Annotated in this window: 10 protein-coding genes and 1 pseudogene; all 11 read left to right on the forward strand. The window is 54.9% G+C overall.

The annotated features are described in order from the left end of the window. Window positions 1-4 precede the first annotated feature (4 nt). Window positions 5-1204 (forward strand): BACON domain-containing protein, encoded by a 1200-nt coding sequence (locus QK890_RS06520; protein WP_007562509.1) that lies wholly within the window; start codon window positions 5-7, stop codon window positions 1202-1204. A gap of 6 nt (window positions 1205-1210) precedes the next feature. Then, window positions 1211-1675, forward strand: coding sequence for an N-acetylmuramoyl-L-alanine amidase (locus QK890_RS06525; RefSeq protein WP_007562507.1), 465 nt, complete (start codon window positions 1211-1213; stop codon window positions 1673-1675). 15 nt (window positions 1676-1690) lie between these two features. After that, window positions 1691-2080 (forward strand): hypothetical protein, encoded by a 390-nt coding sequence (locus QK890_RS06530; RefSeq protein WP_007562505.1) that lies wholly within the window; start codon window positions 1691-1693, stop codon window positions 2078-2080. 28 nt (window positions 2081-2108) lie between these two features. Then, on the forward strand, window positions 2109-2588 hold the full coding sequence (locus tag QK890_RS06535) for a hypothetical protein (RefSeq protein WP_007562503.1): 480 nt from the start codon (window positions 2109-2111) through the stop codon (window positions 2586-2588). Beyond that, a complete protein-coding gene (locus QK890_RS06540; protein WP_224205180.1) occupies window positions 2554-2880 on the forward strand; it encodes a hypothetical protein in 327 nt (108 codons plus the stop codon). Before QK890_RS06535 ends, QK890_RS06540 begins: the two co-directional genes overlap by 35 nt. Continuing rightward, window positions 2877-3452 carry a hypothetical protein gene (locus QK890_RS06545; protein ID WP_005798256.1) on the forward strand — a complete coding sequence of 192 codons (576 nt, stop codon included), beginning with the start codon at window positions 2877-2879 and terminating at the stop codon, window positions 3450-3452. The genes QK890_RS06540 and QK890_RS06545 overlap by 4 nt, the downstream gene beginning before the upstream one ends. Window positions 3453-3455: 3 nt before the next feature. After that, window positions 3456-3944, forward strand: a complete 489-nt coding sequence (locus tag QK890_RS06550) for a hypothetical protein (RefSeq protein ID WP_005798252.1) — start codon at window positions 3456-3458, stop codon at window positions 3942-3944. A 38-nt stretch (window positions 3945-3982) separates the two neighbouring features. After that, window positions 3983-4189, forward strand: a complete 207-nt coding sequence (locus QK890_RS06555; protein ID WP_007562496.1) for a hypothetical protein — start codon at window positions 3983-3985, stop codon at window positions 4187-4189. After that, the gene (locus QK890_RS06560; protein ID WP_367627256.1) at window positions 4186-7833 is read left to right on the forward strand and encodes a viral A-type inclusion protein; all 3648 of its coding nucleotides are present in this window, start codon (window positions 4186-4188) and stop codon (window positions 7831-7833) included. The genes QK890_RS06555 and QK890_RS06560 overlap by 4 nt, the downstream gene beginning before the upstream one ends. Window position 7834: 1 nt before the next feature. After that, on the forward strand, window positions 7835-8299 hold the full coding sequence (locus QK890_RS06565) for a hypothetical protein (RefSeq protein ID WP_005798248.1): 465 nt from the start codon (window positions 7835-7837) through the stop codon (window positions 8297-8299). Window positions 8300-8320: 21 nt separating this feature from the next. After that, window positions 8321-10033: pseudogene (locus tag QK890_RS06570) on the forward strand (hypothetical protein); the annotation flags it as partial.

A 10033-nucleotide genomic window follows, 5' to 3' on the forward strand; every position in this document is an offset into this window, starting at 1 on the left:
AACTATGGCAATAATTGTAAGAAACACGAATTACAGCGGCGAGGTACTGGAACAGTTGCTGACGCTTGCCGCTACGAGCAATGAGATTGTGGAAAAGGGGCTGATCATGGTGATTCCCGGTGTGGAGAAGAAAATCAGCCTGCCGCGCCTGAAGACCGGCAAGATGCTCCAGAAGCGCAAGGAGAACCCCGGCGTGGAGGATTCGAAGGGCAACTTCAACTACGACGAAAAGAGTCTTGACCCGGTGGACTTCATGGCCTTTACGGTGTTTAACCCCCGCACGTTCGAGAACATCTGGCGCAAATGGCAGCCGAAGGGCAACCTGGTATTCTCGGAACTTCCGCCCGAAGCGCAGAACGCCCTGCTTGCCGAGTTGGCCAAGCGGGTACAGTTTGAACTGGGTGACCACTATGTGAACGGTGAATATGGGGATGATGACGACCACTTGTTTAACGGCATCCTGACCCAGATGGCCAAGGATACTGAGGTGATTGTGGTGGACAGCGCAGAATCGACCATGCTGGGCAGACTGAAAGCCATGCGTGCGAAGATTCCCGTGGCCATCCGCAACAACCCGGACCTCCGCATTCTGATGAGCGTGAACGACTTTGACAAGTATGATGACGAGCTGACCCAGCGCGAGTCCAAGAACACGAGCGAAACCGATGTGAATGCCCGTCGCTACAAGGGCATTACCATTGAGACGCTTGCGGCCTGGCCCGATGATCTGATTGTGTGCACCCTCTGTTCGCCCGATGCCGGCGGCAACCTGTTTGCGGCTGTGAACCTGCAGGACGATGAAGACGTGATTCAGATTGACAAGATCTCGAACGCGAGCGAACTGTACTTCTTCAAGATGCTGATGAAGGCTGACACGAACATTGCCTTCGGTGAAGAAGTGGTGGTGCTGGACAAGCGAAGCAACCCCGTGTTCAAGGCGAGCGAGAAGAAGATTTCAGTTGACCCTGCCAGTGTGACCCTTGAGGCAACCGGTGGCAGTGAAGAAGTGACCGTGACCGCCAGCGGAGAATATGAGATAGGCAGTGCCCCTGCCGGCTTCAAGGTGGAAGCGACGGATAAAGGCGTGAAGATTTCGGCCGGTGCAAACAGTGGCAGTCAGAAAACCGGTACACTGACCCTTACGCTCAATGCCGACCGCAGCAAGACGGCCAAGATTACCATTACCCAAAACCAGAAAGGATAAGATGGTATGGCAAAATTGAAGTATCTGGTAATTCACTGTACGGCAACCCCGGAGGGGCGTGAGGTATCATCGGCGGACATCCGGAAGTGGCACACTTCGCCCGTAAGCCAGGGTGGCAGAGGTTGGAAACAGGTGGGCTACACCGACCTGTTCCACCTGCAGGGCGGTGTGGAACGCTTGGTGAACAACAACGAGGATGCGCAGGTGGATCCCTGGGAAGTGACCAACGGAGCCAAGGGGTACAACAGCGTGAGCCGCCACATTGTGTATGCCGGCGGTGTGGCCAAGGACGGCAAGACCCCGAAGGACACCCGCACCGGCTGCCAGAAAAAGGCACTGGAGAAGTATGTGAAGGACTTCCATCGCAGATTCCCGGATGTGCGCATTGTGGGACACAACGAGCTGGCGGCCAAAGCCTGCCCCAGTTTCGATGTACAGAAATGGCTGAAAGAAATAGGTATTAACCAATAATAAAAGAAGCAATCAATGAAACGAATTATGCTGTTTATGATGCTGATGCTGGGAACAGTATCGGCTGTGATGGCCCAAGGGGCCGATGTTCCGGCAACGGACTATGACGCAATGATTGGCACCTTTGCCGGTTTCGTCGGCGGTGTGGTGGTGCTTACTGAAGGGTTGAAAGGTTTGTTCCCCAACATGAAAGGCTGGGTGACGCAGCTGGTGAGCTGGTGTGTGGGCTTGGTGTGCGCGATGCTACTGTGGTGGCTTGATGCCGGATTTGTGAGTGATGTGAGCTGGGACATTGCCTTGCTCTATGGTTTTGGTGCCTCACTTGTAGCCAATGGGGTAGCCGACACGGGACTGGTGCAATGGGTTATCGGACTATTCCGAAAGAAACGCGAGGAAGCAGAATAAAAGGTTGACTGACTAAAAAACGGGTGGTATGGACTTTAGCGAGATCATGAACATTATTCTTAGCGGCGGCCTTGTGGGTACTGCAGCAGCCATCGGTTCCCTGCGTGCTACGGTGAGGAAAGCGAAAGCGGAAGCGATGAAAGCCGAAGCCGACGCAGAGGGTGTGCGTGTGGATAACGCAGAACATGCCACCCGCGTTTTGGTGAGCAATATTGTGGTACCCTTAAAAGAAGAACTGAATGCAACAAGAAAAGACCTGCAGGCCAACAAGCGCGAAATGGCGCGACTGCGCAAGGCCATTGACACTGCCAACAGTTGCCGCCATCATGATGACTGTCCTGTGCTTGGCGGGCTGCGCAAGCAGCAGGAAGAGCACGACGGTGGAGAAGATACAGACGGAATCGGCAAGCACCGACAGCGCGAGCGGAAGCCGACGGGCGGGACTGGTGATGGCGGGTATACCGGCGAGTTCGGTGAAGCTGTCTATACCTGCGGACAGCCTCCGTAAACTTCCTGAAGGTGCCGTGTACCGTGGCAAGAGCGGACAGGCGAATCTGACCGTAGGCAGCGACGACAGCGGGAACATCGTGGCCGAAGCCTCGTGTGACAGTCTGCAGCAGCTGGTGCTATGGTATGAAGAAGAGCTGGCGCGCATCCGTAGCGAAACCAAGAGCGAAATTTCAAATGACGTTCAAACAGTAGAAAAACGCCCTCCGAACCGGATGCGGACGTTTATCACAGGTGTATTGGCCGGCTTATTGGCCGGTGTGTTATTAACCATCAAACTTTATAAACGATGAACAAGAATTTCATGTACGGCATAGGAGCCGTAAAGTATAAGGATTTCACAATCGGGTATATTGAAAAGAACTCGTTTGACCTGGGCGGCAAGAAACCCGAGGCCGCGAAGATCGAGGCCGAACAGGTGCAGGGTGCCCCGGTGCTGGTCATCCCACAGAGTAACGGCGGCATCGCCCCGACGTTCAATGTGATCCAGATGAACTATTCGAACCTGCACAAACTGCTTGGCGGCAGCCTGCATTATAAGAAAGAAGACTCGGAAAAGAAAACTCCGATCGGCTGGACAGCCCCGTCGGAGGTGCTTGTCATGCAGGGACCATGGGAACTCTCCCTCGTGTCCGGACAGAGCGTACTGATTCCCAACGCCACGCTGCTTTCCAATCCTGCAGGCAAGCTGACCCTTACAGAAACCTCCAAGATAGAGGTTACGCTCGAAGTGGCGATGCCGGAGGACGGTTCGCAGCCTTACGGCGTGTTCGATACGGAAGCAATACCGGACGAGTGGGGGCAGTACAAGCTGCCGCCGGCGGAAGCCGCGGCTGCAGCATCGCTCCAAAGTGAGGAGGGCTAACGTATGGCTGACCGTTTGGAACAACTGATAGAGATGGAGTGTGCGGACGCGCTGCTTGACAGCGGCGTGTCCGTACCTCTTAAAAGGTGGAAGCTTCCGTGGCTGAAACGCCCGGTGGAGGTGCGTGTGACGATGAAGCGTCCGAGGCTGCGGGGTCAGATTCTGCTGGCGCGGGAATACCTGAAGACGGGTGTCAAACCCGATTGGCAACCGAAGGACAAGACCGAGGAACTGGCCTTTGTGGCGGAGCATGGTAAGGCTGTGAGCCGCCTGCTGGCCTATACGGTATGCCGGGGATACGTGTCGCGGCACGTGGGCATCGGGGTGACAGCGTGGGTACTGCGGAACTTTGTGGAGTGGCGTTATCTGACGGCCATGTTCCGAACATTCGAGCGTCTGATGGGCACGAAGGATTTTATGCGTATTATCAGCTCGACAGCGCGGGCGAACCCGATGACTCCGAGACTGAGCCAGGCAAGGAAGGGGAGTTAAGAACCCGGTATGAAGGTTCCCATAGCCCTTTCGGCTTCGTGTGGCAGATTGCATCGGCGACCGGCTGGAGCGTGGATTACATCCTTGATGGGGTGAATTACCAGACGCTGATCATGATGCTGAGCGACGCGCCGCGGTATGTGCGGAAAAAGCAAGGCGGCGGAAACGGTGCTCCCAGACCGGAACACAGCGCCGAGGATGAAGCGAACGATATAGTAGGATTTTTTCAAAGCAAACTGGAATGAGCAAACCTGTAGAAGTTGAATTTTTGATGAAGGACAAACTCACGCCCGGCATGAACAAGGCCGAACGTGAGGCGCTGGAACTGCGTAATACCGTCAGGCTGCTGGAGGCTGAACTGGAAAGGCTGCGCCTTGCCGGGGAGACGGCTGCCCCCAATCTGGACCAGAGTGCCAATATCGCGCAGATCCATGCACTGGAGAAGCAGCTTGAGGAATTGCGCGGCAAACTGAAACTGCTGCAGGAGGAATCGGAATCCGTGCAGGTCACCCCTGCAGACATGCCCAATGCACAGCGCCAGTTCAACGGGCTTCACAACAGCATCCAGCAGATGGCCCGTGAAATGCCTTCTTTGGCCATGGGACCGCAGATGTTCTTTCTGGCCATATCCAACAACCTGCCGACTTTTACGGACGAACTGGCCCGTGCCCGTAAGGAATATGATGAGCTGCAGAAGTCAGGCAAGAAAGGCACACCGGTATGGAAACAGGTCCTGTCCTCGCTCTTTTCCTGGCAGACGGCCATGACCACCGGCATCATGCTGCTGGTAATGTACGGTGATGAAATCTGGGATTGGACGAAAAACCTGTTCAGTGCCAAAAAAGGCGTGGATGAATTCAACGTATCAGTCAAGGAAATGACCGAGATAGAGAAGGACGGCCGTGCCCAGATGGTGCGTACCCGCTTCGAACTGAAATCGGTCATCGATGAAATAAAGAACTTCACCGGCAGCAAGGAACAGGAAAAGGCGAAGGTAGAGGAACTGAACCGCAAGTACGGGGAATCTTTCGGGTATTATAAAACACTTTCCGAATGGTATGATACCCTTATCCAAAAGAGCGAGGACTATGTACAGGTCCTGCTGCACCAGGCCAATGTCCAGAACCTTGTAAAAAAAGCTGCAGAAGCCGATGAAGAGGTGAATAAAATCAAGGCGCAGAAACCGGAAGAGGCGGAAAGCGCCATGGGTTTTTTCGGGAAATGGGGACAATATATCATGCAGTCAAGCATGGCAGAATCCGGGCAGTTCTATGATGCACAGGCTGCCATTAAGAAACATGATCAGGAAGCTTATGACATACTGTTGAAAAATGCCGAAAACAAACGCGACGGTTATCTGAAAAAAGCGGAGGAAGAGGTAAAGAAAGCGGCAGAAGCAGCCAAAAAAGGAAATATCGGCGGACATACCGACCCCGAACAGTCCGGGAAGAATCCGGAAGCGGAAGCCAAGCAACGGCTTGCCACAGAGCGCAGGCTGGCGCAGGATCTTGCCGCCCTGCAGGCCGAGAACCGGAAGGAAGAGATAGACCGTATGCAAGCCGGTACCGAAAAGAAACTGGCACAAATCGAATATGACTATAACGCCCGGAAAGAAGAGATAAACCGGCAGGAAGCCGACTGGAAGCGTGAGAACAAGGAAGCCGGTCTTTCCACCGGAGATAACGGACTTACCCGGGAGCAACAGGATGAACTTGAAAAAGCCCGTGCCTCAAACACCGAGTCAAGGAAAAAAGCGGAGGCGGACGTGTACAGGGAAGAGGCGGAAGCCATGCGTGACTATCTGAAGGAATACGGTACCTTCCAGCAGCAGAAACTGGCCATCGCTGAAGAATATGCCGAGAAAATCCGCAAGGCACAGTCCCAGGGAGAAAGGCTGACTTTGGAGAAGCAGCGTGATGCGGCTGTGCACAAAGTGGACATGGAAGCCCTTACCCAGAAGATAGACTGGGGAGCAGCGTTCGGGGATTTGACCGGTCTGCTTGCAGACCAGATGAAGAACCTGCTTGGCGAGCTTAAACAGTATGTCAAGACGGATGAGTTCAAAAAAACGGGAGCCGCAGACCAGCAGGTCGTTTACGATGCCATCGAACGGATTCAAAGCATGCTCCCCGGTGGCAACGGGACATTGGATTTTGCCCGGCTGCAAACGCAGATGCACGCTTTGGGGGATGCCGTAACACGCGTGCAAAATGCGGAACTGCAGCAGGAAGCGGCATTCATTCGGTTAAAAGCAGCGCAGACCGATTACAACAAGGCTCTTGAAAGCGGTAACCAGGCAGAAATAGAACGTACTAAAATCGCTCTTCAAATGGCCCAATCGTCCAGCATTTCAGCTGACGAAGAATACCTGAACGCCACCTCTGAAATGAAGGCGCTTGCCGGGGAGGTGAAAAGTGCCTCCCGGGACACGGTTGACGGGTTGAACATGGTATCCGACGGGTTGCACGGCTTTGCGAGCGGAACCTTGCAGGGATCATTTGAAGGAATCCAGAACATGCTTACCGGTCTTTCAAAACTGAATATCGGAGGCAAGGTCGGCGATGCCATCAGCCGGATGTCCGAAACCCTGTCAAGTGCCGGAGTCATCGGACAAATCATATCGGCCATTCTCTCCATACTGGATTTGCTGAAAGACGGTATTGGCCCGATTATCTCATCATTGATAGATACCATTTTCAATGCGATAACCGGAATACTCGACAATATCCTCAGCGGAGACCTGTTCAAACAGATAGGCGGTTCCCTTGTGAATGGTATCGGAGGACTGCTGAACACGGTGTCTTTCGGAGGTTTCAACAAACTGTTCGGCATCGGCGGGAACGCCAGGGAAGTGCAGGCGGCTATAGACCGTCTTACGGACCGGAACGAGAAACTGCAGACTTCCATCGAAGACCTGACCGATACCATTAAGGCAAGCAAGGGGACAAAATCGGTGGAAGCTTACCGGGATGCTTACAAATACCAAAAAGAAACGAATGCAAACTATCTGCAGATAGCAAAGGAACAGGCACGCTACAGCGGAAGTCACCACAGCTGGAACTACTACTGGGGCGGTTTCAACCAGGCACAGATAGACAAACTGAGCGGACAGATCGGCCGCCAGTGGGACGGGAACCTGTGGAGCCTGAGCCCGGAGGAAATGAAGGCACTGCGCAGCAACGTGGATATGTGGACGCAAATCCAGAATACCGGTAAGGGAGGCTATGGCGGGCGACTGACCGAGAAACTGGATGACTACATAGACCAGGCCGGCAAGCTGGAGGAACTGACCGACCAGCTGTATGAAGGGCTGACGGGCATTTCGTTCGACGGTATGTACAGCAGCTTCATCGACAACCTGATGAACATGAAGTACGGTGCCAAGGATGCGGCGGAGGATATATCCGAGTACTTCATGCGGGCGATGCTGAGCAACAAGATCGGTGAGATGTACAGCGACAAACTGAAAGGCTGGTGGGAGAAGTTCGGCAAGGCCATGGAGGACAACGAACTGACCGAGGCGGAACGGAACGCGCTGATGGAAGAGTACATGCAGTATATGGATGAAGCCCTTGCCCTGCGTGACAACCTGGCGGCAGCCACCGGTTATGACAAGACGCAGCAGGGCGGTACGAGCCAAAGTGCGAAAGCGGGCGGCTTTACGGCCATGACGCAGGACCAGGGCACGAAGCTGGAGGGCATGTTCACCGGCGGGCTGCAGCACTGGAGCAGCATGGACGACCGGCTGGAAAGCGTGGTGGAGAAGATGGACACGGCTGAAGGGCATCTGGCCCGGATAGCCGAGAACACCGGTGTGAGTGCCGGACACCTGGGCGAACTGAAGGAAGTGATAAAGAAAATGATACGTGACGGACTAAAAGTGAAGTGATATGGGCAATATACTGAGCGGACTGGTGCTGGTGAACGGCACGGACATCTGGACGGAATACGGCGTGTTCCTGGTGGAAGACCGGCGCGGGGGCATGGAGAACCTGACGGCCATCCTGACCCCGAGCAAGGCCAAGAAGGATACGGCTGTGGACATACGGGAAGAGCACGGGGAAAAATACAGCCCCGTGCTGACCCCACGGAATGAAGCGCGTGACGTGACGCTGCATTTTGCGCTTTACAACAAGACCCAGGCAGGTTGGATGAAGCAGTACTTTGCCTTTGTGAATTTCCTGAAGCAAGGGAAGGACGGCTGGCTGGAGATCCGTTTCCCCCAGCTGGATCTGCAGCTGCGGGTGAAGTATGCCGACTGTACGAAGTTCACCCCGCTGACCTATCTGTGGACGGAAGGTGTGCATGCCGGAAAGTTCCGGGTAAAGTTCCGGGAACCGAAACCGATTATATAACCATTCAAACGCTATTAGAATATGCTTCTAACGATATATGATAAAGCCGGAACCAAGCGTGCGGATGTGGCCGTGAACGACAGCTCGACGCAAAGCAAGGAAGTGCAGGGAGACAATGTGCTTTCCCTGTCGTTCAGCTATTATGCCTTCCTGCCCCTGGACGTGAACGACTACACGGACTATCTGGGCGAACGGTACTGGCTGACAGAACGCTACACGCCGAAGCAGGTGAGCGATGGTGAATGGGAGTATAACCTGAAGCTGTACGGTATCGAGAGCCTGATCAAGCGGTTCCTGGTGCTGGAGACGACGGACGGGGACACCAACCCCCTGTTTACCCTGACGGCCACGCCCCGCGAGCATGTGGCGATGGTGGTGAAGGCTATCAATAACGGCATGGGCCACATTACTGACTGGAAGACGGGTACGGTGGAAGGTACGGAGCTGATCACGATAGACTACGAGGGGATGTACTGCGACGAAGCGCTGAAAGCCATCGCGGAAAAGGCAGGCGGCAAGGTGGAATGGTGGGTTGAGGGGCAGACTGTGAACGTGTGCCGCTGCGAACACGGGGAAGAAATCACCCTTGGCTATGGCAAGGGGCTGACCTCCCTGGAAAGAGATACGAGCAACACGGCCAAATTCTATACGCGCCTGTTCCCGGTAGGCTCGACCCGCAACATCGATGCGGAGAAATACGGCAGCCCGCGTCTGATGCTTCCCGGCGGCAGGAAGTACATCGAGCAGGGCGTGGAGGAATATGGCATCTATGACCATTACGAGCAGGATGCTTTCAGCGGCATCTTCCCCCGTCGGGTCGGTACGGTGAGCTCGGTTCGCAGCGAGGAGGTGGCAGACGATGAAGGAAACAAATTCACCGTCTATTATTTCCGGGACGGGGAACTGGACTTTGACCCCAACCTGTACGAGCTGGCCGGAGAAACCAAACGTGTGTCGTTCCAGACGGGCGACCTTGCCGGACTGGGAGAAAGCGATGACCACTACTTTGAGGTGAACTACGACAGCGCGGCACGTGAATTCGAACTGATCACCATCTGGCCCTACGATGACGACACCCAGCTGCCGGGCGGCAAGCTGGTGCCCCGAGCAGGCGACACCTATATCCTGTGGAATATCCGGATGCCGGATGAGTATTACCGGCTGGCCGAAGAGGAGTTTGCGGTTGCGGTGGACGAGTACAATCGGGACCACTGGCTGGACATTGCCGCCTACAAAGCCCCGACAGACCCGGTATACATCGAGGAGCACGGCATAGACCTGTTTGTGGGCAGACGGGTGAAGCTGGAGAGCCGGAAGTATTTCCCGGAAAAAGGCTACCGTCAGAGCCGTATCACCAAGATCAGCCGCAAGGTGAACGAACCCGGGCAGATGGACATCGAGATAAGCGATGCGCTGCAGGTGGGCAAGTTCGACAAGGTGACGGACAGCATAGGTGCGCTGAAAAGCTATACGAAATCAAAGACGGAAGGCGCTGCCCTTCCGGACATCATACGAAGCTGGGACAAGACGCTGCCCACGGACAACAACCTGTTTTCCGCCCGGCGCAGCCAGAAAGAGTTCCTGAGCAAGAACCAGCCGGACACAGCCAAAGAGTCCATCCGCTTCCTGAAGGGTGTGAGCTTTGGCGAGGCTGCTGGCGGCAAGCCCTGCGGCATCGTGGATGGTGAGGGCAATGCCGAATACTTGACTGCCGTGATCCGCGAACTGCTGCGC

Source organism: Bacteroides sp. NGMCC 1.200775, from assembly GCF_040798045.1.
GTDB classification, from domain to species: domain Bacteria; phylum Bacteroidota; class Bacteroidia; order Bacteroidales; family Bacteroidaceae; genus Bacteroides; species Bacteroides hominis.

Bases quoted from the DNA above. Each gene is read 5' to 3' on its own strand.
- QK890_RS06520 (WP_007562509.1), top strand. From the start codon at position 5: ATGGCAATAATTGTAAGAAACACGAATTACAGCGGCGAGGTACTGGAA.
- QK890_RS06525 (WP_007562507.1), top strand. From the start codon at position 1,211: ATGGCAAAATTGAAGTATCTGGTAATTCACTGTACGGCAACCCCGGAG.
- QK890_RS06530 (WP_007562505.1), top strand. From the start codon at position 1,691: ATGAAACGAATTATGCTGTTTATGATGCTGATGCTGGGAACAGTATCG.
- QK890_RS06535 (WP_007562503.1), top strand. From the start codon at position 2,109: ATGGACTTTAGCGAGATCATGAACATTATTCTTAGCGGCGGCCTTGTG.
- QK890_RS06545 (WP_005798256.1), top strand. From the start codon at position 2,877: ATGAACAAGAATTTCATGTACGGCATAGGAGCCGTAAAGTATAAGGAT.
- QK890_RS06550 (WP_005798252.1), top strand. From the start codon at position 3,456: ATGGCTGACCGTTTGGAACAACTGATAGAGATGGAGTGTGCGGACGCG.
- QK890_RS06560 (WP_367627256.1), top strand. From the start codon at position 4,186: ATGAGCAAACCTGTAGAAGTTGAATTTTTGATGAAGGACAAACTCACG.
- QK890_RS06565 (WP_005798248.1), top strand. From the start codon at position 7,835: ATGGGCAATATACTGAGCGGACTGGTGCTGGTGAACGGCACGGACATC.